The sequence below is a fragment of the Microbulbifer sp. S227A genome (assembly GCF_049800935.1).
Window position 1 is genome coordinate 326,592 of record NZ_JBNAFZ010000003.1, and the last position, 23,667, is coordinate 350,258.

Consider the following 23,667-nt stretch of genomic DNA (forward strand, 5'->3'; position numbering starts at 1 on the left):
GTCAATGATCCCGGCCAATCCCCCCCGGATTTGAGGCAAATCGATCCAATCTTCTCGGGCCGTTCCCTAGGACCAAGGTCGCAGGGCGCGATGCTTGACGGCGGGGCGCAATTCGTGACCTTTAGGGCGCAAGGGGAGATTTCATGCAGATACCGACCTCCATCGATGCGGTGCAAGACCTGTTGTCACAGCAGGGTTACGTATGTGGACGCGCGCTTGCCACGGTCGTGTTCCTGTCGCTCAGGCTTGGCCGCCCCCTGTTCCTCGAAGGCGAGGCCGGGGTCGGCAAGACCGAGATCGCCAAGGCCCTGGCCGCCGCGCTCAATCGTCGGCTGATCCGGCTGCAATGCTACGAGGGGCTGGATGCGGCGAGCGCCGTCTACGAATGGAACTTTCCCGCCCAGATGATCGCCATCCGCACCGCCGAAGCCACCGGCGCGGCCGATCGCGAGGCGCTGAACCGTGAACTCTTCAGCAGCGATTTTCTCGTTGAGCGCCCCCTGCTCGAAGCCATGCGCCCGGATGAAAACGGCGCGCCGGTGCTGCTCATCGATGAACTGGACCGCACCGATGAACCCTTCGAGGCCTTCCTGCTCGAAGCGCTGAGCGATTTCCAGGTGACGATCCCCGAACTCGGAACCATCCGCGCACCCGAACCGCCGGTGGTGATCCTCACCAGCAACCGCACCCGCGAAGTCCACGATGCCCTGAAACGCCGCTGCCTCTATCACTGGGTCGACTACCCGGATTTCGACCGCGAGATCGAGATCCTGCAGGCCCGCGCCCCGGAAGCCTCCGAAACCCTGAGCCGCGAAGTTGTCGCCTTTGTCCAGGGCCTGCGCACCGAGGACCTGTTCAAGAAACCCGGCATTGCCGAAACCATTGACTGGGCGAAATGCCTGTTGGCGCTCGACGTGATCAACCTGAGCCCCGAGGTCATCGCCGACACGCTGGGTGCGATCCTGAAATACCAGGACGACATTCAGAAGCTGCAGGGCTCCGAGGTAAAGCGCATCCTCGACGAAGCCCGGGCCACACTGGAACCGGCATGAACCGCCGGTCGGCCCTTCATCTTTGTCCCAATACTCCGGGGGTATGGGGGCAGAGCCCCCATGATGCGTGAATGCCCGAATACGCTCCGCTCGACATTCCCGACGATCCCAAGCTGGTGCACAATATCACCCATTTCGCCCGCGCCCTGCGCAAGGCGGGCCTGCCGATCGGAAGCGGCCGCGTTGTCGATGCGATCCGCGCGGTGCAGGCCGCCGGGTTCACCGACCGGCGCGACTTCTACTGGACCCTGCATGCCTGCTTTGTGAACAAGCCCGAGCAGCGGGTGGTCTTTGCCCAGATCTTCCGCCTCTACTGGCGTGATCCCCGCTTCATGGAACACATGATGTCGATGATGCTGCCCGCCATTCGTGGCGTGCAGGAGGACAGGAGCGCCCAGGCCGCCGAGAAACGCGCCGCCGAGGCATTGCTGGATGGCGCGGCTCCGGATTTGCCGGATGACAGCGGCGACCGCCCCGACGAGGAAACCCTGATCGAGGTTGATGCCTCGATGACCATGTCCGCCCAGGAAAAACTGCGAACCCTTGATTTCGAACAGATGAGCACCGACGAGATCGCCCAGGCCAAGCGTATGCTCGCACGGCTGAGCCTGCCGGTTGAGCCGATCCCGTCGCGGCGCGGCGCGGCCAGCCCGCGCGGGCGGCGGATCGACTGGCGCGGCACCCTGCGCGCCAGCATGCGACAGGGTGGCGAGCTGCGCCGGCTGGCGCATCTCAAACCGCGCCTGCGCTGGCCGAACCTCGTTGTGCTCTGCGATATTTCCGGTTCCATGAGCCAATACAGCCGTGTCATCCTGCATTTCCTGCACGCGGTCTCAAACGCCAGGGGCCAGGGCTGGGCGCGGGTGCATGCCTTTACCTTTGGCACCCGGCTCACCAATATCACCCGCCATCTCGGGCAACGGGATGTCGATGCGGCGCTGGCGGCGGCGGGGGCCGAGGCGCAGGACTGGGAGGGGGGCACCCGGATCGGCGAATGCCTGCATGGCTTCAATCGCGACTGGTCGCGCCGAGTGATGGGACAAGGCGCCGTGGTGCTGCTGATCACCGACGGGCTGGACCGCGACGATCCCGATGCGCTCGGGCGCGAAATGCAACGGCTGCACCTGTCGGCACGTCGCCTGATCTGGCTGAACCCGCTGCTGCGATGGGACGGGTTCGCGCCCAGGGCACGGGGCATTGCCGCGATGCTGCCCCATGTCGACAGCTTTCGCGCTGGCCATTCCGTTGCCTCGCTCGAGGCGCTCGCCACGGTGATTTCGCGCCCCGAGGATGTCGGGGAAAAGGCGCGCTTGATGGGGCTGCTGGACGCGCCGCGCTAGGGGTGCGTGGTTTGTGTTCGCGGGGCCGCGAACCTATATTGCCGGGGTCGCCAATGCCCCGTGGAGGACCGAGATGGAGCGATTTGACAATAGCCCCGAAACCGCGTTTGCCTGGCATCGCGAAGGCGTCGGCGCGGTGCTGGCCACGGTGGTTCAGACCTGGGGCAGCGCCCCCCGCCGGGTCGGCTCGCAGCTTGCCATTGGCGGGGATGGGCGCATCGAGGGATCGGTCTCGGGTGGCTGTGTCGAAGGCGCAGTGATCGTCGAGGCGCTTGAGGCGCTCGAGGAGGGCGCGCACCGGGTTCTGGAATTCGGGGTCAGCGATGACGATGCTTTTGCGGTTGGCCTGGCCTGTGGCGGCACCATTCGGATACTGGTAGAGCCGGTCGGCCCGGTGCTGAGCGAAGCGCTGCTTGCAGAGCTGGTCGCGGCCCGCGCGGCGCGCAGGGCCGTGGCCTATGAGGTCGATCTGCAAACCGGTGCCCGGCAGCTGGTGCGCGACGGGTATGCGCAGCGGATGCGCATGGATCGTTCGGGTTTCGAAGAGGATGGCCAGACATTCGTGGCGGTGCACAACCCGCCCTTGCGGCTGATCGTCGTGGGGGCCGTTCATATCGCGCAGGCGCTGGTGCCGATGGCGCGGATCGCGGGTTATGACCCGGTGCTGATCGATCCGCGGGACGCCTTTGGGTCCGAGGCGCGGTTTCCGGGCGAAACCATCCTGCAGGACTGGCCGGACGAGGCGGTGGCCAGACTTGGTCTGGACCGGCGCACTGCGCTGGTCTTGCTGACCCATGACCCCAAGCTCGACGATCCCGCGCTCAAGGCCGCGCTGGCGGCGGATGTGCTCTATATCGGCGCCCTCGGCTCGACCCGCACCCATGCCAGGCGGGTGGAGCGGATGACCGAAGCCGGGTTTTCCGCCGAGCAGATCGCGCGTATTCACGGGCCGGTCGGGCTGGATATCGGCGCGGCGGGACCGGCGGAAATCGCGGTTTCGATTCTGGCGCAGATGACACGGGTTCTGAGACAGGGATGAGGTTCGGCCCGGTTCCGGTGCACGAGTCGGTGGGGCATGTGCTCGCCCATTCGGTGCGCTTGCCGCAGGGGCGGTTGCGCAAGGGCAAGCTGTTGGCGCAGGCTGATATTTCGGCATTGGCGGCGGCCGGGTTCGAACAGGTCACGGTGGCCCGGCTCGATCCCGGCGATGTCGGCGAGAATGACGCGGCGGCGGCGCTGGCGCGGGCACTGGTTCCCGATCCGGTCCGGGCCGGTCTGCATCCGGGGGCGCCCTTCACCGGTCGGGTCAATCTTCTGGCGGCGGGGCCCGGCCTGGCGCGGATCGACGCCGCCGCCATCGATCAGGTGAACCATGTGCATCCGATGGTGACGGTCTCGACCGTGCCCCGCTGGCAGCGCATGGATGCGGATGGCATGGTCGCGACCGTCAAGATCATTTCCTATGCGGTTCCCGGCGCGGCGCTCGCGCGGGCCTGCACGCTGGCGGGGGGGGCGCTTGGGCTGCAGCGCCCGGCAATTGCACGCGCGGGTTTTGTCGAGACGCGGATTTCCGGCCCCGGCCCGGCGGCCCCAAGCGACAAGGGGTATCGCATGTTGCAGGGGCGGCTGGACCGGTTGCAGGTCGATCTGGCGGATCCTGTAACGGTGGCGCACCGGGTTGCGCCGCTGGCGGAGGCGATTGCGGCATGCGACACGGAACTGATCCTGATCCTGACCGGCTCGGCCACGTCCGACCCGATGGATGTCGCGCCCGAAGCGGTGCGTCAGGCAGGTGGCGAGATCATCCATTTCGGGATGCCGGTGGACCCGGGCAATCTGTTGTTTCTGGGTCGGATCGGCACGCGCAAGGTGATCGGGCTGCCTGGCAGCGCGCGTTCACCGGCGGTCAGCGGCGTGGACTGGGTGCTCGAGCGGGTGGTCTGCGGTCTGGATGTCGGCCCTGAGGACATCATGGGCATGGGCGTCGGGGGGCTGCTCAAGGAGATTCCCACGCGCCCACAGCCGCGCCGGCCACGGGAATGACCCGGGGTGTGATGCTAAAGTCCTATAAGATTCTTGTTCTAAATGCCGGGTCGGCATGTTTAAATTCGGCAAAAGCCAACGGAATGCAGAGGGAGGAATGTGATGGTTGATGTGACCATGACGGTGAACGGTGTCTCGAAGTCCGGGTCGGTCGAGGGGCGGACGCTGCTGTCCGGATTCTTGCGGGACGGGTTGGGACTCACGGGGACGCATGTGGGGTGTGATACGTCGCAATGCGGGGCCTGCGTGGTGCATGTGAACGGGCAGGCTGTCAAATCCTGTACCATGTTCGCGGTCGAAGCGGATGGCGCGACGGTTGACACGATCGAGGGGCAGGCCGCGGCGGACGGCACGCTCAATACCATCCAGCAGGCGTTTCAGGATCACCATGGTCTGCAATGCGGGTTTTGTACGCCGGGCATGGTGATGTCGGCGGCGGCCCTGCTCAGGGACAATCCCAAGCCCAGCGAAGCGGAGATCCGGGATTACCTGGAGGGGAACCTGTGCCGGTGCACCGGGTATCACAACATCGTCAAGGCGATCATGGCGGCCTCGGGTCAGGACCTGGGCGCGATCGCCGCAGAATAAGGCCGGGGGCCAGCCCCCGGACCCCCGGAGTATTTCCACAAAGATGAAGGGGGAGGGGCGCGCGGCGCGGCGTTTCCAACAGTGGCGGGGAGCCCGCCGGACATCCAGGGAGGACAGTGAACATGCCCAAAGACAGTGGCATCGGCGCCAGCACCAAGCGGCGCGAAGACGTGCGGTTTCTGAGCGGGACCGGTAACTACACGGATGACATCAACGTGCATGGCCAGGCCTATGTGCATTTTCTGCGCTCGGACGTGGCGCATGGCAAGATCAACGGGATTGATACCGCCGCGGCGGCGGCGATGCCGGGTGTGGTGCGGATTTTCACCGGTGCGGATTTCGAGGGGATCGGCGGGCTGCCCTGTGGCTGGCAGGTGACCGACCGCCATGGCGAGCCGATGCAGGAGCCGGGCCATCCGGTGCTGGCGCAGGGCAAGGTGCGTCACGTGGGCGATCCGATTGCCGCAATTGTTGCCGATACCTATGAGCAGGCGCGCGATGCCGCCGAGGCAATCGACGTGGACATGGAGGACCTGCCCGCGGTCGTGGATATGAAGGCGGCGTTGGAACCGGGCTCGGCCAATGTTCATGACGATCTGACGAGCAACCTGTGTTACGACTGGGGCTTTGTCGAAGAGAACCGCGAGGCGGTGGATGCGGCGATCAGCGGGGCGGCGCATGTGACGACGCTGGAGCTGGTCAATCAGCGGATGGTGGCGAACCCGATGGAGCCGCGCGTGGCGGTGGGGGATTTCAACCGCGCAACCGGCGATCACACGCTATATACCACCAGCCAGAACCCGCATGTGATCCGGCTCTTGATGGGGGCCTTTGTTCTGGGCATTCCCGAACACAAGCTGCGCGTTGTCGCGCCGGATGTGGGTGGCGGTTTTGGCACCAAGATCTTCCACTATGCGGAGGAAGCGTTCTGTACCTTTGCGGCCAAGGCGGTGAACCGGCCGGTGAAATGGACGTCGTCACGTTCGGAAGCCTTCATGTCGGATGCGCATGGGCGTGACCACGTGACCAAGATCGAGCTGGCGCTGGATGCGGAAAACAACTTTGTTGCGCTGCGCACCGATACGCTGGCCAATATGGGGGCGTATCTGTCGACCTTTGCGCCGAGTGTTCCGACCTGGTTGCATGGCACCCTGATGGCGGGGAACTACAAGACGCCGCTGATCTATGTGAACGTCAAGGCGGTGTTCACCAACACGGTTCCGGTGGATGCCTATCGCGGAGCCGGCCGGCCCGAGGCGACCTATCAGCTGGAACGGGTGATCGACAAGGCGGCGCGCGAGCTGGGTGTTGATCCGATTGCCTTGCGGCGGCAGAATTTCATTACCGAGTTTCCTTATGCCACCCCGGTTGCGGTTGAATATGACACCGGTGATTACAACGCGACGATGGACAAGCTGGAGGAGATTGCCGACATTGCGGGGTTTGCGGCGCGGCGCGCGGAAAGCGAGAAGAACGGCAAGCTGCGCGGGCTGGGCGTGAATTGTTACATCGAGGCCTGTGGAATTGCGCCAAGCAATCTCGTCGGTCAGCTGGGGGCGCGGGCCGGGCTGTATGAGAGCGCCACGGTACGTGTCAATGCCACCGGGGGGCTGGTTGTGATGACCGGCAGCCATTCCCATGGCCAGGGTCATGAAACGGCGTTTCCGCAAGTGATCGCCGAGATGATCGGGATCGACGAAAGCATGGTCGAGATCGTGCATGGCGATACCGCCAACGCGCCGATGGGCATGGGGACCTACGGGTCGCGCAGCCTTGCGGTGGGGGGCTCGGCAATGGTGCGGGCAACCGAGAAGATCATCAACAAGGCGCGCAAGATCGCGGCGCACCTGATGGAGGCCGCCGAGGCCGATATCGAATTGAAGGACGGGGCGTTCAGCGTGGCGGGCACCGACAAGTCGGTGGCCTGGGGTGATGTGTGCCTGGCCGCTTATGTGCCGCATAATTATCCGCTTGAGGATATCGAGCCGGGGCTGGAGGAGACGGCGTTTTATGATCCGTCGAACTTTACCTATCCATCCGGCGCCTATGCCTGCGAGGTCGAGGTTGATCCCGAGACCGGCAAGGTGAGCATCGAGCGGATGATGGCGGCGGATGATTTCGGCAATATCGTCAATCCGATGATCGTGTCGGGGCAGGTCCATGGCGGGCTGGCGCAGGGCATCGGGCAGGCGTTGCTGGAGCATTGCATCTATGATGATGAGGGCCAGTTGCTGAGCGCGAGCTATATGGATTATGCCATGCCGCGGGCCGATGATCTGCCGTTCTACGAGGTGGATCACTCAAGCTGTACGCCTTGTACACATAATCCGCTGGGTGTGAAGGGCTGTGGCGAGGCCGGTGCGATCGGGTCGCCGCCATCGGTGGTGAACGCGGTGATCGATGCGCTGCAGTCCGGTGGCAAGAGCGTCGCGCATATTGATATGCCGCTGAGCCCGTCGCGGGTCTGGGCCGCGATGCAGGGCTGAGGTGAGAGCGCGGGGCGGGGGGCCAGCCCCCCGGACCCCCCGGAGTATTTGCACAAAGATGAAGGGGCGTGGCCTCTTCCGGGAGGACTGAGATGTACAGTTTTGAAGTGGACAAGCCGGACAGTGTCGAGGCGGCGGTTGCGGCGTTGAAGGTGGAGGAGGCGCAGGCTTTGGGGGGCGGGCAGACCTTGATCCCGACACTGAAGCAGCGTTTGGCCAGCCCGTCGCGATTGGTGAGCCTGGCAGGTATTGCCGAGATCAAGGGCGTCAGCAGCGCCGATGGCGTGGTGACCATCGGTGGCGGAACGACCCATGGTGTCGTGGCGGCGGAGGCGGCATCGGCCTATCCGGCATTGGCGGCGCTGGCCGGCAATATCGGTGATCCGGCGGTGCGCAATCGCGGCACGATTGGCGGCAGCCTGGCGAACAACGATCCGGCGGCCTGTTACCCGTCGGCGGCCTTGGCGAGCGGCGCAACGATCGTGACCAATGCCCGCGAGATCGCGGCGGATGACTATTTCCAGGGCATGTTCACTACGGCGCTGGAGGAAGGGGAAGTGATCACCTCGGTGCGTTTCCCGGTGCCGGACGCGGCGAGCTACCAGAAGTTTGAACAGCCGGCTTCGCGTTTTGCGATGGTGGGGGTGTTTGTCGCGCGGTTTGCCGATGGTGTGCGGGTTGCGGTGACCGGCGCATCGGAGGATGGAGTGTTCCGATGGAGCGAGGCGGAGGCGGCCTTGACCGGCGATTTTTCCCCGGGGGCGATTGACGGTGTGAGCCTGAGCGGAGATGGCATGATTTCCGACCTGCATGGCAGCGGGGATTACCGGGCGCATATCACCAAGGTGATGACCCAGCGGGCAGTGAAGGCCGCGGGCTAGTTCGACCCGGCCATCCTTTGCGGGTCAAAGTGCCGGGACCGGTTCGGATGCCGGTTTGGAACATGCAAAACGCCGCCTCGATCGGGGCGGTGTTTACGCACCTTCGAGACGAGGGTGGCAAGATCCGGCCTCATGGCTTTGCGGCGCGCCCTGTGGAGTTGCCAGCTTGGGAGCGAAGACGTATCGTGAGGGGAGATTCAACCAGTTGGTGAATTTCTTTTGACAACGAGAAGGTGGAAGATCATGAAATTCAAGCTCTTTGCATTGGGTGCAGTCGCCCTGGGTCTGGCAGCATGTGCGCAGCCCGAACCGGCCCCGGTCTATGTGCAGCCGACATTCGACAAGGCGGGCAATGCAAGCTGTATCGCGGGATACGCGCTGGCGACGACCGAGACAGGCGCGACGGTCTGTGCGCCGGCCAGCTGATCGGGCCTGTTTTCCCACAGCGGCCTGACGGTCTGCTGTGGGTCGGGTCCAAAATGACAAACGCCCGACAGAGAATCTGTCGGGCGTTTGTCATTTTGCGGGGGTAGCCCAGCTTGGCAGGGCGGCTGGTCTATTTGCTGGGCAGCGGGCCGATCAGCATGACCATCTGCCGGCCTTCCATCTTGGGGAAGTTCTCGACCCGACCGATATCCTTGGTGTCTTCCGCGACGCGTTCCAGCAATTCGCGACCCAGGTTCTGGTGCGCCATCTCGCGGCCACGGAACCGCAGAGTCACCTTGACCTTGTCGCCATTGTCGAGAAACTTGAACACGTTCCGCATCTTGACGTTATAGTCATTGGTGTCGGTGTTCGGGCGGAACTTGACCTCTTTGATCTCGATGGTCTTTTGCTTTTTCCGCGCCTCGGCCTCGCGTTTCTGGGTTTCGTACTTGAACTTGCCGAAATCCATGATCTTGCAAACCGGAGGTTTTGCGTTCGGCGAAATCTCAACCAGATCCAACCCCGCCTCATGCGCCATGTCGAGCGCGCGGGCCGGGGTCACGACACCTACGTTTTCGCCCTCGGCACCAATCAGGCGGATTTCCGGGGCTCGAATATTTTCGTTTACGCGCGGGCCGGTGTCTCGGGTCGGCGGCGCGTTATGAGGTCTGCGGGCTATGGATTCGTTCCTTTGATCGTTGGAATAACTGAAACGCAAATCTAGCTTTGGCGGCGTTGCGGTTCAAGTCGCAATTCTTTGCCGAAATGCATGTATTGCAGCTTTGTCGCCGGATTTCCCCCTTGATTGTACCGGCCATGCAGCAGATCTATCGGCCAACCGGTGCCGGTCGGGTGCCTGTGTCAGAAATTTGGAGAACGTCATGAAACCAGTGATCTGGATTGTTGCGGCCGCTGCGGTTGCAGGTGCGGGGTATTACTATCTGAACAATCAGGAGGAAGTGAGCCAGACGGTGACAGAGGCGGTGGAGAAGACCGAATCCGTAGCCGAAGACGTGGTGAGCGAGGCGACCGAGGCCGCAAGCGGCGCAACCGGTGCGGCCAGCAATGCGGTTGAAGAGGCTGCCGAAGCGGCGGACAGTGCGGCTGAGGCTACGGCCGAAGCCGTGGACAATGCGGTCGACGCCGCGACGGACGCCGCCGAGGCGGTGACGGATGCGGCGACAGACGCGGTGGACAATGCCACGACCGCCGCGACCGACGCGGTGGATAGCGCAACCCAGGCGGCAAGTGACGCCGCAGAGAGCGCCACCGAAGCCGCGGACCAAGCCGTGGATGCGGCGACTGGGGCGGCGGAAAGCGTGCAGGACGCTGTATCGGACGCGGTGGATGCCGCAACCGAAACCGCGACTGACGTGGCCGGCGAAGCGGCCCAGGCCGCAGAGAGCGCAGCCGAGGCGGCACAGGAGGGCGTTGCCGATGCCGCGACTGAAACCGTGACGGAGGCCACGGAGGCGGCGGATGCGGTTGCCGACACGGCGGCGGACGCGGTTGATGCCGCAACCGGTGGCGCCGATGCCGCTGCGGGGGCGGGCACCAACCTGACCGAGCTCTTTACCGTTGACGGGTTCGATTATGACAAGGCCACCGCCGCATTGCAGGAGTCGAGCCTTGGGGCGGCGCAGAAGGCGACTTTGCTGGCCGGCCTGGAGCAGGCCCGGAACAATCCGGAATTGCTCAAGGCGGCGCTTGACCAGATCCGTTCGGCCATGGGGCTCTGATCGCCACGCGACATGTCAGGGGCCGGTGCTATGCGTAGCCCCGGTCATCTCATTTGCCGCTCCGCCATTCGGGCGAGGCCGTGGGCGAGACAAAAAAGAACGCCTGTCCAATTGCTTGGCAGGCGTTCTTGCGTTTTCGGGCTGCGGTGTCAGCCCACGAAGGCTTTTTCAACCACGTAATGCTGTGGATCGGAATTCGCGCCTTCCACCAGGCCGAATTCTTCAAGGATTTCCTTGATGTCCTGGTTGAACGCCAGCGAACCACAGACCATCGCCCGGTCGGTTTCCGGGGTGATCGGGGCAATGCCCAGATCGGCAAACACCGTGCCGTCCTTGAGCAGGTCGGTGATGCGGCCCATCCTGGGGCTCTCTTCGCGGGTGGTGGTGGGATAGTAGCGGATCTTGGCCAGGTTTTCGGGGCCGATCAGCTCCTGCATCAGCTCGTCGGCCTTGAGATCCTCGATCAGCTGCCGGCCATAGTCCAGTTCCGCGACATCGCGGCAGGTATGGGTGATGACCACTTCGTCATAATTCTCATAGGTCTCGGGTTCGCGCAGAAGCGAGGCAAAGGGCGCAAAGCCGGTGCCGGTGGCAAAGAACCAGATGCGCTTGCCCGGAAGCAGCGCGTCATGCACCAGCGTGCCCACCGGCTTGGGGCGCAGGATGATCTGGTCGCCGGGCTGGATATGTTGCAGCTTGCTGGTCAGCGGGCCGTCCTGAACCTTGATCGAATAGAATTCGAGTTCTTCGTCCCAGGCGGGGCTGGCGATGGAATAGGCGCGCAACAGCGGTTTGCCGTTATCCCCCAAAAGGCCAATCATCACGAATTCGCCGGAGCGGAACCGCAGGCTCTGCGGACGGCTCACGCGGAACGAGAACAGCCGGTCGGTCCAGTGCTTGACGGAGGTGACCGTCTGGGCATCGGGCAGGGTCGGCGTCTTGACGGGGGTGGCGTCGGTCGCGGCGTTGGTCACGGGGGTCATCTCTGTCATCGTTTACACTGCCGGTCTGCTAAACCGACACCTCTGATTAATCTTTGATGTATGTCAGGGAAAGGGGTCTTAGCCGCGCAGGCGGGACTGATAGTCGTGCTGCTGCCAGTTTGCGCGTGCCAGCCACTGTTCTTCTGGCTGACGGGTGGCCAGGGCCTCGTCGATTTCGACCTCGTCAAACCCCGAGCGCCGCGCCATCGCGTATTGATCGGCCAGCACATGGCCGCGCGCGCGCAGCCGTCCGGAAAATCCGCGCAATCGCAATTGCCGGGCAATGGTAAAGCCACGCCCGTCGGCCGAGCTCGGGAAATCCACGCGGATCATCTGAAGCCCGGAATGCAGCGGTACGTCCGCCGGATCGGTGTCCGAGGCAACATCCAGCGCCACTGCGTCATTGGCGGCCTGTCCGGCATCGCAATAGCCGGCGGTCCAGTCATCCGGCCCAAAGCCGGTATCGGTCACGAGTACATTCATGATTTTGCTCCTGTGCGGACCATCTTGCCATTCACGAAATGGATGCCGCATTCGTCTTTTTCCTGGTTGCGCCAGCGACCGGCGCGGGGATCTTCGCCCTCGGCCACGGGCGATGTGCAGGGGGCGCAGCCGATCGAGGGATAGCCCTTGGCCACCAGCGGGTGCCGGGGCAGCCGGTTTTCGTCCATATAGGCGCGCACGTCCTCGGGGGCCCAATGGGCCAGCGGGTTGACCTTGATCCGCCCGGTGCCGTTCTCGACCTCAAAGAAATCGAGCGCGGCGCGGGTGCCCGACTGGAACCGCTTGCGCCCGGTGATCCAGCCATCGAACGGCGCCAACGCCTCGTTCAGCGGCTCGGTCTTGCGCAGGGCGCAGCAGGCATCGGTGTCGCGCCGATGCAGGGTGCCGTCCGGATCGCGCGCGGCGATGTCATCGGCGCGGATGATCTGAACATTGTTCAGGCCCAGGCGTTCGGAAACCTCGGTCTGGTAGACGAGCGTTTCGGTAAACAGCATCTCGGTATCGATGAACAGCACCGGCGTGGACCGGTCGGCCACTGCCGCCATATGCAGCAGCACCACGGATTCCGCGCCAAAGCTCGACACCAGCGCGATCTTGCCGGCGTCCTGCAAGGCGCCCTGCATCACCGCGGTGGCACCGTGATGCCGATAGCGCGCATTGAGCGCGGCAACCCTGGCCTCCAGCTCGGCGGCATCCGGGCCGCCAAGGGGGGTGTTCTCTGCGAGATCAAGCATGGCGATCACTCGGCAGCGACGGCGGCCTGGGGATAGAGCGCGGCCTTGAACGGTGCCATCCCGACACGGCGATAGGTTTGCAGGAAGCTCTCGGACGCTTCGTTGCGCAGGTCGAGATAGGCATAGACCAGCCGTTCGATGGCGGGGATCACGTCATCGGCGGAAAAGCCCGGACCAACCCGTTCGCCCAGTGCCGCGTGCTCGGTGGCATCGCCGCCCAGGGTGATCTGGTAATTCTCGACCCCCGCGCGATCCAGACCCAGGATGCCGATATGTCCCACGTGGTGGTGGCCGCAGGCGTTGATGCAACCGGAGATCTTGATCTTGAGCGGGCCGATGTCGTTCTCGATCTTCAACTCGTCAAACCGCGTGGCGATCTGCTGGGCGATGGGGATCGAGCGGGCGGTGGCCAGCGCGCAGTAATCCATGCCGGGGCAGGCGATGATGTCGCTGATCAGCCCGATATTCGCGGTCGCGAGGCCGTTTGCCTTGAGCGCCGCATGGATCGCCGGCAGGTCCGATTTGTGAACATGCGGCAACACCACGTTCTGCTCGTGGCTGATGCGCAATTCGTCATGGGCGTATTGTTCGGCCAGGTCGGCCATCACGCGCATCTGCTCGGCACTGGCGTCGCCCGGCGTTGCGCCATGCGCCTTGAGGCTGATCGAAACGATGGCATGATCCGGGTCGCGATGCGCCGTCAGGTTGGTATCGGCCCAGCTGCGGAACACCGGGTCGGCCTGATAGGCGGTCTCATAGGCCGCGACCGAGCCCGCGCGCAGCGGCGGCAGGGTGAACTGTGCCTGGATTTGCGGCAGCAGGGTCTGATCAATGCCCGACCATTCGGGGCGCAGCCGGTCAAACACCCGCTCGACACGCTCGCGGATCTCGTCGATGCCGTGTTCATGCACGGTGATCTTGATGCGCGCCTTGTACTTGTTGTCGCGACGGCCCAGCAAGTTGTAGACACTGAGCACCGATTCCAGATAGGGCAGCAGATCGGCCTGGGGCAGGAATTCGCGGATGACCTTGCCGATCATCGGGGTACGGCCAAGGCCGCCGCCAACGATGACCTTGTAGCCGATCTCGCCATCCTGCTGAACAATCTGCAAGCCGATGTCATGCGCCTTGATGACGGCGCGGTCGGTTTCGCTGCCGGTCACGGCGATCTTGAACTTGCGGCCCAGGAACTGGAATTCCGGGTGGTCGGTCGACCATTGCCGGATCAGCTCGGCCACCGGGCGCGGGTCGGCGATCTCGTCCGCCGCAGCCCCCGAGAAATGGTCGGCGGTCACGTTGCGGATGGTGTTGCCGCTGGTCTGGATCGCGTGCAGGCCAACTTCGGCCAGCGCATCCAGCATATCGGGAATGTCACGCAGCTTCGGCCAGTTATACTGGATGTTCTGGCGGGTGGTGAAGTGGCCATAGCCCTTGTCCCACCGCTCGGCCAGATAGGCCAGCTTGCGCATCTGCGCGCTGTTCAGCGTGCCATAGGGGATCGCGACGCGCAGCATGTAGGCGTGCAATTGCAGGTACACCCCGTTCATCAGGCGCAGCGGCTTGAATTCATCTTCGGTCAGCGAGCCATCGATCCGGCGCTCGACCTGGGCACGGAACTGGGCGTTGCGCTCGGCAAGGAACGCGGTGTCAAATTCGGTATAGCTGTACATCTGATCTGTCCTGTCTGGAGAGGTGACGCGACTGGCTGGGCTGGGCTATCAGCCGCGCAATCCGACCTGCGCTTCCTGTTTGCCATGCGGATAGTTCGACGGCCCGGTGCGGCGGAACTCTTCGCGGAAATGGATGGGCTGGGGGCCGTTCTCGGCGGGCGCCATATCTGCCAGATAAGCCCCGACAATGCGGTTGGCCTGACGCTCTGCATCAAGCAGGCGCAGCTGCGCGTGGGCCTCGTCGGTGATGATCTCGGCCTCCGCCAGATCGCGGCTCCAGCCATCCTGGGCGGTTTGATAGATCACATCGCCTTCCAGAAGGTCCGATGCGGTGACAACTTTGGGCGTAAACTCACGGGGCATCCGCTCAATTCCTCAAGACTGCTGTGTTTCTGCGCTCTATATAGGAAATTTTCCCACATTTGCGCCAGATGCATTGCCAAATAAGGAATATTGTTCCAAAACGGGCGGCGATTGGAACAACTGGCCTGGGCAAGGGGGCGAAATCGGAATGTCGGTACGGATCGACGAGACAGATCGGAAAATTCTGGCGGAATTGCAGCGTGATGCCGCCCAGTCGCTCGATGAAATCGCGCGCGCGGTGGGCAGTTCCAAGACGCCGGTATGGAATCGTATTCGCAAGCTGCGCGAGGCCGGGGTGATCGGACAGCAGACCGTGGTGCTCGATGCGGAGGCGCTTGGGTTCGAGGCCTGTTTCTTTGTTCTGATCCGCACGTCGGAACACGAGGCCGAATGGCAGGCGATGTTCCTCAAGGCGTTGCGCGACCGGCCTGAAGTGCAGGAAGCGCACCGGCTGGCGGGGGATATCGACTATATTCTCAAGGTGCGGGTCAAGAATGCCCGCGCCTATGACGAGTTCTATCAGGCGCTGATTTCCGAGGTACGCGTGCACAATGTCACCGCGCTGTTGTCGATGGAAGAGATCAAATCCACCACCATGCTGCCCCTCTAGCTGGCTCTGGCCAGGCGGCGGATGCTGCTGCTAGGCTCTGGGAATGACAGGTTTGCGACATCAACGGCCCCTGGTTGTGCTGATCTTTCTGGTCGCCGTCGCGGCGCTGGCCGGGGCGGTCTGGCGCTATGGGTATTTGCAGGCGCTTGAGCAGCTTGCGCGGCGGGCCGAGGGCGATCTTGCCCTTGCGAGCGATCGGCTGAGCACCGAGTTGCAGGTCTATCAGGAGCTTGCGGTGCTACTGACCGATCATCCGATGCTCGACGGGCTGGACGATCCGGCGCGCCGGGACGAGGCGCAGGCGCATCTGCTTGCGGTGGCGGACAAGACGGCGGCGCTGGATGTGGCCTATGCGGATCTGACGGGCCGCATCCTGGTCAGCGCCAATGGACTGACCGCCGGCGATGTGTCCGACGCGGCCTATTTCCGCCGGGCCTTGCAGGGGGCCTTGGGGTCGGATCACGGGTTGCGTGCGCCGCTTGATCGCCGAGCCTATTATTATGCCGCGCCTTCCTTTGACGCGGCGGGGCAGGTGCGCGGGGCGGTGGTGGTGGTCGCGGATGTGGCCAGTATCGAGCTTGCCTGGCCCGGCAATGCCCCGGCGGTGTTCTTTACCGATGCCAATGGCGAGGTGTTCATCACCAACCGGTTCGAGTTGCTGTTCTGGACGCGCCCGGCCAGCGGGGTCGGATTGGTGCCGCCAGACGGACCGGCCCCGGAATTCCGGGCGGCACAGACCGGGGGGCATGAGATCTGGAACATCCGTTGGGGGCCATATGTGCCGACGCGGGCGCTGCATTTGCAACGTCACCTGCCGATTGTCGGCCTGACCGGCGAGATCCTGGTGAACGCGGCCCCGGCGCGGCGTCTGGCGGGGTTGCAGGCCTCGGCGGTTGCCGCGATCTGCCTGGCCTTCGGGGCGATGCTGTTCCTGGCCACCGAGCGGCGCAGGACCCTGGCACAGGCCAACGCGGTTCTGGAAAGCCGGGTTGCCAAGCGCACACGGGCATTGTCCGAGGCGAACGCACAGCTGCGCCAGGAGATCAGCGAACGCAAGGAGGCCGAAGCCGCGCTCAAACGCGCGCAGGCGGATCTCGTGCAGGCCGGCAAGCTCGGCGCTCTGGGCCAGATGAGCGCGGGGATCAGCCACGAATTAAACCAGCCGCTGATGGCGATCCGGTCATTTGCCGAGAACGGCACGCAATATCTGGCGCGCGGGCGCAGTGACAAGGTGGGCGACAACCTGACCCGTATTGCCGATCTGGCGCATCGCATGGGGCGGATCATCCGCAACCTGCGCGCCTTTGCCCGGCAGGAAAGCGAAGAGGTGCGGCAGGTGGACATCGTCGCCATTCTCGACAGCGCCATCGAGCTGACCGGTGCGCGCATGCGCCAGGATGCGGTCACGGTCGCGTTCGCGCGCCCGGACCGGCCGATTTGGGTGCGGGGCGGGGACGTGCGGCTGGGGCAGGTTTTTGTCAACCTGCTGACCAACGCCGCGGACGCGATGCAGGGGCGCGATGACAAGCGCATCGAGATCGCACTGAACGGGGACGGTCCGTTGCGCGTCATCATCCGCGACAACGGGCCGGGAATCGACGTGCCCGACAAGGTGTTTGAACCGTTCTATTCCACCAAGGAGGTCGGGGCCTCCGAAGGCATGGGACTGGGTCTGTCGATTTCCTATGGCATCGTGCAGAGTTTCGGCGGTGACATTCGCGGCGAAAACGGCCCGCAGGGTGGCGCGGTGTTCACGGTGCAACTCGAACCCTGGCAGGCGGAGCAGGCGGCATGAGCGGCGTGCGGAGGGTTCTGCTGGTGGATGACGACGCGGCGGTGCGCGAAGCGTTGGCCCAGACATTGGACCTGGCCGATCTCGACGTGACGACGGCAGGCTCCTTTGTCGCGGCCAAGGATCATATCCTGCGCGATTTCCCCGGCGTCATCCTGTCGGATATCCGCATGCCGGGGCGCGACGGGTTTCACCTGCTATCCTATGCGCGCGAGATGGATGCCGATCTGCCCGTGGTCCTGCTGACCGGTGAGGGGGATATTCCGATGGCGGTTTCGGCGATGGAGCAGGGCGCGTTCGATTTTCTGGAAAAACCCTGCGCGCCGGCCGATCTTGTCGCGGTGCTGGGGCGGGCCCTGGCGGCACGGCGCGAAACCCTCGACATGCGGGCCGAGCAGGAGCGGGAACGCACGGGAGACCCGGCCGCCCGGATGATCTTTGGCAGTTCGGCGCTGGTCGAAGGGATGCGCGAGCGGGTGCGGCGGCTGGCGAAAACGGCGGCGGCGGTGGTTGTAAGCGGCCCTCCGGGGAGCGGCGTGTCCAAGGTCGCCGAGGTGATCCATCTATGCTCGGAGCAGGCGCGGGGGCCGTTTGAAAAACGCGCGGCAGCAGGGCTTGACCGGCGCGGGCTGGCCGAGGCACTGGGCGCGGCAGAAGGCGGCAGCCTGTTTCTGGATGAAATCCGCAATCTGCCGGCGGATACCCAGATCGCGTTGATCGAGGCGCTGGAAGAGACCGGGCAGGCGCGGCTGATGGCGGGCAGCACGGTCGAGCTTGACGACACCATGTTGAATGGCGATCTGTTTTACCGCCTGCAGGCGGCTTCGGTGCGAATACCGTCGCTTGCCGAACGTCCCGAGGATATCCCGGTCCTGTTTCGCAGATATGTCGAGCAGGCGAGCGAGCAGGCAGGGCTTGCGGTGCCCGAGATCTCGCCCGAGCATCTCGCGGCGCTGATGGCGCAGGATTGGCCCGGCAATGCCCGCTCCCTGATGAGCGCGGCCATGCGTTTCGTGCTGGGCATGCCCGAAGAGGTCAGCCAGGCGGCGGAGCTGGGCCTGGCGGAACAGATGGCGCGGGTTGAACGCTCGTTGCTGATCGCGGCACTTGGCCGGCAGAATGGCCATGCCTCGGATGCGGCGCGGGCACTCAAGCTGCCGCGCAAGACATTCTATGACAAGCTGGCGAAATACGGGATTCGCCCCGAGGATTTCCGCAGATAGAACTGTGTGGTTTTCCGCACATATCGCGATTTGGCTGTGCGGGATATCGCACACCTGTTGATGTATGGCTGATGTATATATTCAAGATCTACCTGTAACCCGTTAAAATCACGTGATTTGTCGAAATTTCGGGCGACACATCACAAACTGTTGAGCGATGTGATGGCTTCGGCTTCACTGCGCTCAGCGCGTCGATTCCGGCGCCGGTTCGGGGTGCAGACCCGCAACAGACAGTTAACCTTTGGGAGGAAATACCGATGAAACTGATCAACGCCGCCGCAACGGCAATGGCGCTTTCGCTGACCGCGACCGCAGGGTTCGCCGCCTGTGAAGACGGCGAAATCGTCATCAAGTTCAGCCACGTCACCAACACCGACAAACACCCCAAGGGCATCGCCGCGTCGCTGCTTCAGGAGCGGGTGAACGAAGAGATGAACGGCAAGGCCTGCATGGAGGTATTCCCGAACTCGACCCTCTACAATGACGACCAGGTGCTCGAGGCGATGTTGCAGGGCGACGTGCAGATGGCCGCGCCGTCGCTGTCCAAATTCGAGCAGTTCACCAAGGTGTTCCGCATTTTTGACCTGCCGTTCATGTTCAATGACATGGCCGCGGTCGACGCGTTCCAGAACTCGGAAACTGGCCAGAAGATGAAGGAATCGATGACCCGCCGCGGGCTTCTGGGTCTGGGTTTCTGGCATAATGGCATGAAACAGATGTCAGCCAACAAGCCGCTGGTGACGCCGGCGGATGCCAACGGGCTCAAGTTCCGCGTGCAGAATTCGGACGTGCTCAAGGCGCAGATGGCCGCGATGGGGGCCAGCCCGCAGCCGATGGCCTTTTCCGAAGTCTATGGCGCGTTGCAGACCGGCGTTGTCGACGGGCAGGAAAACACCTGGTCCAATATCTATGGCCAGAAGTTCTTTGAGGTCCAGGAGGGCACCACCGAAACCAATCACGGTGTTCTCGACTATATGCTGGTGACATCGACCGACTGGTGGGACAGCCTGCCGGAGGATGTGCGCGACCAGCTGGCGACCATCGTGCAAGAGGTGACCGAGACCCGCAATGCCGCCGTGGGCGAGGTTGATGCCGCTGCCCGCCAGGCGATCCTGGATGCTGGTGGCACCATTGTCGAACTGACCCCGGAACAGCGCACCGCATGGGTCGAGGCGATGAAACCGGTCTGGGCCGAGTTCGAAGGCGATGTGGGGGCCGAGAACATTGCCGAGGCACAGAAGTTCAACGCCATGAACTAAGCGCGTCCCGCGCTTGGGCCCGGTCCGACGTTTGGACCGGGCCGATTTTTGATTTCGCATCTTGAAACAGGAGGGGAGGGCATCATGTCGACCCATTACGAGTCGCACTCGATCCTGGGCCGGGTGGTCAATGAACTCGAAGAGACCGCGATCGCGATCCTTCTGGGGCTGATGACGCTGGTCACATTCATCAACGTCGTGCTGCGATACGGCTTTAACACCGGCTTGATATGGGGGCTGGAAGCGACATCGTTCCTGTTTGCCTGGCTGGTTCTGTTCGGGATCAGCTATGCGGTCAAGGTGACCGCGCATCTTGGGGTGGATGCGGTGATCGCGCTGTTTTCCGACCCGGTGCGCCGGGTGCTGGCGCTGTTTGCCGGTGTCGTCTGCATTCTTTATGCCGCGCTGGTCCTGAAGGGGGCGTGGGATTACTGGGCACCTTTTGCCGGGCTGGACGCGACCAGCGGGCGCTGGTTCCCCACGGGGTTCGCCAATTCGCGCGATCAGGCCTGGTACGAGGTCGTGGATATCCCGATCCCGGAATGGCTGCGCTGGATCGAGCCGGTCATGAACGAGGGCGAAGCTTATGAAAAGCTGCCGCGTTTCATTCCCTATGCGATCCTGCCTTTCGGTGCGGCCTTGTTGCTGTTCCGGTTCGTGCAGGCGACGATCCGGATCGCGCGGGGCAGCGCGACGGGGCTGATCGTCAGCCACGAAGCCGAGGACGCCATCGCCGATGTCCAGCACATGAACCGGGAGGATTGATCCGTGGAAGTTGCCATTCTCTTCTTGATGGTCATCGGCCTCATGCTGGTCGGTGTGCCAATCGCGGTCAGCCTTGGCATGTCGTCGATCGTCTTTCTGCTGGTGCTCAGCGACACGTCGCTGGCCTCGATCGCGCAAACGCTGTTTCAGGCCATGGCCGGGCATTACACGCTGCTGGCGATCCCGTTCTTCATCCTGGCATCGTCGTTCATGTCCACCGGGGGCGTGGCCAAGCGGATCATCCGCTTTGCGATCGCCATTGTCGGCCACCTGCCCGGCGGATTGGCGATTGCGGGGGTGTTTGCCTGCATGCTCTTTGCCGCGCTGTCCGGGTCGTCGCCCGCCACGGTGGTCGCCATCGGCTCGATCGTGATCGCCGGGATGCGCCAGGTCGGCTATTCCAAGGATTTCGCCGCCGGGGTCATCGCCAATGCGGGCACCCTGGGCATCCTGATCCCGCCGTCGATCGTGATGGTGGTCTATGCCAGCGCCACGGATGTTTCGGTGGGCCGCATGTTCCTGGCCGGGGTGATTCCGGGCCTGATGGCGGGCACGATGCTGATGCTCACCATCTACCTGATCGCCAAGGTCAAGAACCTGCCCAAGGGCGACTGGTTGGGCTGGGGCGAAGTCCTCGCCTCGGGCCGGGATGCGGGCTGGGGCCTGTTCCTGATCGTGATCATCCTGGGTGGTATCTATGGCGGTATCTTTACCCCGACCGAGGCGGCCGCGGTGGCGGCGGTCTATGCCTTCCTGATCTCCTGTTTTGTCTATCGTGACATGGGGCCGCTCACGCGCCCCGAGGGGGAACGCAACCTGACGCTGCTGGACAAGCCCATTGCGCTGGTCACGGCGTTCTTTCATCGCGATGTGCGCGATACCCTGTTCGAGGCAGGCAAGCTGACGGTGACCTTGATGTTCATCATCGCCAACGCGCTGATCCTCAAGCATGTTCTGACCGACGAGCAGATCCCGCAACAGATCGCCGGGTCGATGCTGGCGGCGGGTTTCGGGCCGGTCGTGTTCCTGATGATCGTCAACGTGATCCTGCTGATCGGGGGGCAGTTCATGGAACCCTCGGGGCTGATCGTGATCGTTGCGCCGCTGGTCTTTCCGATTGCCATCGAGCTGGGCATCGATCCGATTCACCTGGGCATCATCATGGTGGTGAACATGGAGATCGGCATGATCACACCGCCGGTCGGGCTCAACCTGTTCGTGACTTCGGGCGTGGCGGGCATGCCGATGATGCGGGTGGTGCGCGCGGCGCTGCCGTTCCTTGCGGTGCTCTTTGTCTTCCTGATCATCGTCACCTACGTGCCCCCGATCAGCACCTTCCTGCCCAACACGTTCATGGGGCCGGAAATCATCGTCAAATAGGGCAGCACCACGCCCCCGACATGCCGTCTCGGTTTCCGAGGCGGCATGTTCCGTTGCGAGGGCGGACAGTTCGCACCTGTCGCGATGCACGAACCCGTGCTAGCATCCCGCCGCTGACCACAATGACACCGGCGGGGGAGGCCCTCATGATACCCGAACTGAACCTGAACGCCCTGAATGCGCGGGACAGGGACGAGATGGCCAAGCTGGGGCATGCCGTGCGCGAGATCGGCTTTCTCACGATCACCGGCACCCCCCTGACCGCGGCGCGGGTGTCCCGTGTGCTGAGCCTGTATCGCGAATTCTTCAAACAACCCGAGGCGGCCAAGCGCCCGGTCGACATGGCGCGCACCGGGTCGAACCGGGGCTGGGGCGCGCCGGGATCGGAGCAGGTGGACCCGGCAGCCAATCCGGATTTCAAGGAAGTCTTTGATTGCGGTTATGAATTGCCCGCCGATCACCCGCTCGCCATGCGCGGACTGGGTGTCTATGCGGCAAACCTCTGGCCTGTGCAACCGGCAGCGTTCCGGCCCGAGATACAAGCCTATTACGACGAGGCGCTGGACGTCGGGCGACAGGTTCTGGCGGCAATCGCCGATGTGGCCGGGGACGATCCCTTTGGCTTTGCCGGGGCATTTGACGCGCCGATGGCCTTGTTGCGCGGCAATTACTATCCGCAACGCCCGCAATGGGCTGGAGACAAGGATTTCGGAATCGCCGCGCATACGGATTACGGCTGTCTGACGCTGCTGGCGATGGACGGATCGCCGGGGCTGACGGTGCAGATGCCCGATGGCAGCTGGCAGGCCATCAACGCACAGCCCGGAGTCTTTGTGATCAATTTCGGCGAGATGCTGGAGATGTGGACCGGCGGGCGGGTCAAGGCGACGCTGCACAGGGTGGTCGGCGGCGCGAATGAGCGGATCTCGGTGCCGCTGTTTCTCAACCCGTCCCATGACACCAATGTCGCGCCGCCGGGATCAGATCAGACCATCCTCGCCGGCGATCACCTGTCGCGCCGCTTCAACGAGACCTACCTGCACCTGAAATCCCGGGCGTGACGCGGATCAGGACGCGTCATCTGGGGTGTTGAACTTGATCGATTCCCCGCAACCGCAGGCTTCGGACACGTTCGGATTGTTGAACTTGAAACCGGATTCCAACAGCCCGGTTTCATAATCGATTTCGGTGCCGAACAGGAACATCTGCGCCATCGGCGCGATCATCACGCGGGCGCCATCCTGTTCGACCACCTCGTCATTGGGGTCGGTGGCCTGCACGTATTCCATGGTGTATTCCATGCCCGCACAGCCGCCTTTCTTGACGCCGATGCGCAGGCCGGAATGATCGTTCTTGGCCATCAGCCGGGTGATCTGGCTGGCGGCGGCGGGGGTCAGGGTAACGGCCTGTTTTCCGGGTATGCCGAACATTTTCTGTGTCCTCAAAACGGCTTGTGGGCCGTTCCTTACATGAATCCAAGTTCAAGACGGGCTTCGTCGCTCATCATGTCCATGCCCCAGGGCGGCTCCCATGTGAGCTCGACATCGACCTGTTTGACGCCGGGGATCGGATCCACCGCATCGGCCACCCAGCCGGGCATCTCACCCGCGACGGGGCAACCGGGCGCGGTCAGGGACATGATGATCCGAACCTCGTTTTCCGGAGAAATATCAATGGTATAGATCAGGCCGAGTTCATAGATATTGACCGGAATCTCCGGGTCATAGACGCTGCGACAAGCGTCAACCACCTGCGCAAACAGCGGGTGATCGGTGGTGGACGGCGCAATCAGCGGCGTGCCTTCGAGCGGTTCCGGGGCTTGGGTCATG

General features: G+C 63.6%; 24 protein-coding genes. 16 read left to right on the forward strand and 8 right to left on the reverse strand.

Annotation, left to right across the window (positions count from 1 at the left end; genetic code table 11):
- Window positions 1-143: 143 nt before the first annotated feature.
- The 8 genes from ACP15R_RS09350 to ACP15R_RS09385 all read left to right on the forward strand — a co-directional run bounded on the left by ACP15R_RS09350 (window position 144) and on the right by ACP15R_RS09385 (window position 8,816).
- Entirely contained in the window at window positions 144-1,052 is a 909-nt protein-coding gene (locus tag ACP15R_RS09350; protein ID WP_424986133.1) for an AAA family ATPase, read from the forward strand.
- Window positions 1,053-1,123: 71 nt separating this feature from the next.
- Window positions 1,124-2,392 carry a vWA domain-containing protein gene (locus ACP15R_RS09355; RefSeq protein ID WP_424986134.1) on the forward strand — a complete coding sequence of 423 codons (1,269 nt, stop codon included), beginning with the start codon at window positions 1,124-1,126 and terminating at the stop codon, window positions 2,390-2,392.
- A gap of 73 nt (window positions 2,393-2,465) precedes the next feature.
- Window positions 2,466-3,431 (forward strand): XdhC family protein, encoded by a 966-nt coding sequence (locus ACP15R_RS09360; protein ID WP_424986135.1) that lies wholly within the window; start codon window positions 2,466-2,468, stop codon window positions 3,429-3,431.
- Window positions 3,428-4,435 carry a molybdopterin-binding protein gene (locus ACP15R_RS09365; RefSeq protein WP_424986136.1) on the forward strand — a complete coding sequence of 336 codons (1,008 nt, stop codon included), beginning with the start codon at window positions 3,428-3,430 and terminating at the stop codon, window positions 4,433-4,435. The genes ACP15R_RS09360 and ACP15R_RS09365 overlap by 4 nt, the downstream gene beginning before the upstream one ends.
- Window positions 4,436-4,537: 102 nt before the next feature.
- On the forward strand, window positions 4,538-5,023 hold the full coding sequence (locus ACP15R_RS09370; protein ID WP_424986137.1) for a (2Fe-2S)-binding protein: 486 nt from the start codon (window positions 4,538-4,540) through the stop codon (window positions 5,021-5,023).
- A gap of 122 nt (window positions 5,024-5,145) precedes the next feature.
- Window positions 5,146-7,509 (forward strand): xanthine dehydrogenase family protein molybdopterin-binding subunit, encoded by a 2,364-nt coding sequence (locus ACP15R_RS09375; RefSeq protein WP_424986138.1) that lies wholly within the window; start codon window positions 5,146-5,148, stop codon window positions 7,507-7,509.
- Window positions 7,510-7,601: 92 nt separating this feature from the next.
- On the forward strand, window positions 7,602-8,390 hold the full coding sequence (locus ACP15R_RS09380; protein ID WP_424986139.1) for an FAD binding domain-containing protein: 789 nt from the start codon (window positions 7,602-7,604) through the stop codon (window positions 8,388-8,390).
- 243 nt (window positions 8,391-8,633) lie between these two features.
- Window positions 8,634-8,816, forward strand: coding sequence for a hypothetical protein (locus ACP15R_RS09385; RefSeq protein WP_424986140.1), 183 nt, complete (start codon window positions 8,634-8,636; stop codon window positions 8,814-8,816).
- A gap of 130 nt (window positions 8,817-8,946) precedes the next feature.
- Here the strand turns inward: ACP15R_RS09385 and infC are convergent, their stop codons facing one another.
- Complete coding sequence (gene infC / locus ACP15R_RS09390; protein WP_424986377.1) at window positions 8,947-9,495, reverse strand: translation initiation factor IF-3; 549 nt, start codon at window positions 9,493-9,495, stop codon at window positions 8,947-8,949.
- A 202-nt stretch (window positions 9,496-9,697) separates the two neighbouring features.
- Here infC and ACP15R_RS09395 point away from each other — a divergent pair, with 202 nt between their 5' ends.
- Window positions 9,698-10,555: a hypothetical protein gene (locus ACP15R_RS09395; RefSeq protein ID WP_424986141.1), complete on the forward strand. Its 858-nt coding sequence runs from the start codon at window positions 9,698-9,700 to the stop codon at window positions 10,553-10,555.
- Window positions 10,556-10,704: 149 nt separating this feature from the next.
- On the opposite strand, the gene ACP15R_RS09400 is transcribed toward ACP15R_RS09395, so the two are convergent.
- The 5 genes from ACP15R_RS09400 to ACP15R_RS09420 form a co-directional block, all read right to left on the reverse strand.
- Window positions 10,705-11,538, reverse strand: a complete 834-nt coding sequence (locus ACP15R_RS09400) for a ferredoxin--NADP reductase (RefSeq protein WP_424986378.1) — start codon at window positions 11,536-11,538, stop codon at window positions 10,705-10,707.
- Between the two features lie 78 nt (window positions 11,539-11,616).
- Window positions 11,617-12,021, reverse strand: coding sequence for a DUF934 domain-containing protein (locus ACP15R_RS09405; RefSeq protein WP_424986142.1), 405 nt, complete (start codon window positions 12,019-12,021; stop codon window positions 11,617-11,619).
- The gene (locus tag ACP15R_RS09410; protein ID WP_424986143.1) at window positions 12,018-12,776 is read right to left on the reverse strand and encodes a phosphoadenylyl-sulfate reductase; all 759 of its coding nucleotides are present in this window, start codon (window positions 12,774-12,776) and stop codon (window positions 12,018-12,020) included. Before ACP15R_RS09410 ends, ACP15R_RS09405 begins: the two co-directional genes overlap by 4 nt.
- Before the next feature lie 5 nt (window positions 12,777-12,781).
- Entirely contained in the window at window positions 12,782-14,446 is a 1,665-nt protein-coding gene (locus ACP15R_RS09415; protein ID WP_424986144.1) for a nitrite/sulfite reductase, read from the reverse strand.
- Between the two features lie 48 nt (window positions 14,447-14,494).
- Window positions 14,495-14,809: a DUF2849 domain-containing protein gene (locus tag ACP15R_RS09420; RefSeq protein ID WP_424986145.1), complete on the reverse strand. Its 315-nt coding sequence runs from the start codon at window positions 14,807-14,809 to the stop codon at window positions 14,495-14,497.
- A 148-nt stretch (window positions 14,810-14,957) separates the two neighbouring features.
- Here ACP15R_RS09420 and ACP15R_RS09425 point away from each other — a divergent pair, with 148 nt between their 5' ends.
- The 7 genes from ACP15R_RS09425 to ACP15R_RS09455 all read left to right on the forward strand — a co-directional run bounded on the left by ACP15R_RS09425 (window position 14,958) and on the right by ACP15R_RS09455 (window position 22,899).
- Window positions 14,958-15,419 (forward strand): Lrp/AsnC family transcriptional regulator, encoded by a 462-nt coding sequence (locus ACP15R_RS09425; protein ID WP_424986146.1) that lies wholly within the window; start codon window positions 14,958-14,960, stop codon window positions 15,417-15,419.
- A 43-nt stretch (window positions 15,420-15,462) separates the two neighbouring features.
- Window positions 15,463-17,214, forward strand: coding sequence for a sensor histidine kinase (locus ACP15R_RS09430; protein ID WP_424986147.1), 1,752 nt, complete (start codon window positions 15,463-15,465; stop codon window positions 17,212-17,214).
- Entirely contained in the window at window positions 17,211-18,434 is a 1,224-nt protein-coding gene (locus ACP15R_RS09435; RefSeq protein ID WP_424986148.1) for a sigma-54-dependent transcriptional regulator, read from the forward strand. Before ACP15R_RS09430 ends, ACP15R_RS09435 begins: the two co-directional genes overlap by 4 nt.
- Window positions 18,435-18,691: 257 nt before the next feature.
- Complete coding sequence (locus ACP15R_RS09440; protein WP_424986149.1) at window positions 18,692-19,693, forward strand: TRAP transporter substrate-binding protein; 1,002 nt, start codon at window positions 18,692-18,694, stop codon at window positions 19,691-19,693.
- An 84-nt stretch (window positions 19,694-19,777) separates the two neighbouring features.
- A complete protein-coding gene (locus ACP15R_RS09445; RefSeq protein WP_424986150.1) occupies window positions 19,778-20,458 on the forward strand; it encodes a TRAP transporter small permease in 681 nt (226 codons plus the stop codon).
- 3 nt (window positions 20,459-20,461) lie between these two features.
- Window positions 20,462-21,838, forward strand: a complete 1,377-nt coding sequence (locus ACP15R_RS09450) for a TRAP transporter large permease (RefSeq protein WP_424986151.1) — start codon at window positions 20,462-20,464, stop codon at window positions 21,836-21,838.
- Between the two features lie 146 nt (window positions 21,839-21,984).
- Window positions 21,985-22,899: an isopenicillin N synthase family dioxygenase gene (locus tag ACP15R_RS09455; RefSeq protein WP_424986152.1), complete on the forward strand. Its 915-nt coding sequence runs from the start codon at window positions 21,985-21,987 to the stop codon at window positions 22,897-22,899.
- Between the two features lie 6 nt (window positions 22,900-22,905).
- On the opposite strand, the gene ACP15R_RS09460 is transcribed toward ACP15R_RS09455, so the two are convergent.
- Complete coding sequence (locus tag ACP15R_RS09460; RefSeq protein WP_424986153.1) at window positions 22,906-23,268, reverse strand: HesB/IscA family protein; 363 nt, start codon at window positions 23,266-23,268, stop codon at window positions 22,906-22,908.
- A 35-nt stretch (window positions 23,269-23,303) separates the two neighbouring features.
- Window positions 23,304-23,666, reverse strand: a complete 363-nt coding sequence (locus ACP15R_RS09465) for an SUF system Fe-S cluster assembly protein (protein WP_424986154.1) — start codon at window positions 23,664-23,666, stop codon at window positions 23,304-23,306.
- Window position 23,667 lies beyond the last annotated feature (1 nt).